The organism is Fusibacter bizertensis (genome assembly GCF_029914245.1).
Lineage (GTDB): Bacteria > Bacillota > Clostridia > Peptostreptococcales > Acidaminobacteraceae > Fusibacter_C > Fusibacter_C bizertensis.
Window position 1 is genome coordinate 1 of the sequence record NZ_JARYZI010000061.1, and the last position, 230, is coordinate 230.

General features: G+C 45.7%; 2 rRNA genes. Both read left to right on the forward strand.

The annotated features are described in order from the left end of the window. Nucleotides 1–77, forward strand: a 5S ribosomal RNA gene (gene rrf, locus QE109_RS17780); the annotation flags it as partial. Between the two features lie 72 nt (nucleotides 78–149). Further along, a 5S ribosomal RNA gene (gene rrf / locus QE109_RS17700) occupies nucleotides 150–230 on the forward strand; the annotation flags it as partial.

The window sequence follows — 230 nt, forward strand, 5'->3', positions numbered from 1 at the left end:
CGAACACAGAAGTAAAGTCCTCCAGCGTCGATGGTACTTGGCGGGTAGCTGCCTGGGAGAGTAGAACGTTGCTGGTTAATATGAGAGAGATTATTCTCTCTCATATTTATTTGCAAATCTAATCAGTTTGCGATGAAAATTTCAAAGTATTTGGTGATGATGGCGGAGGGGCCACACCTGTTCCCATACCGAACACAGAAGTAAAGTCCTCCAGCGTCGATGGTACTTGG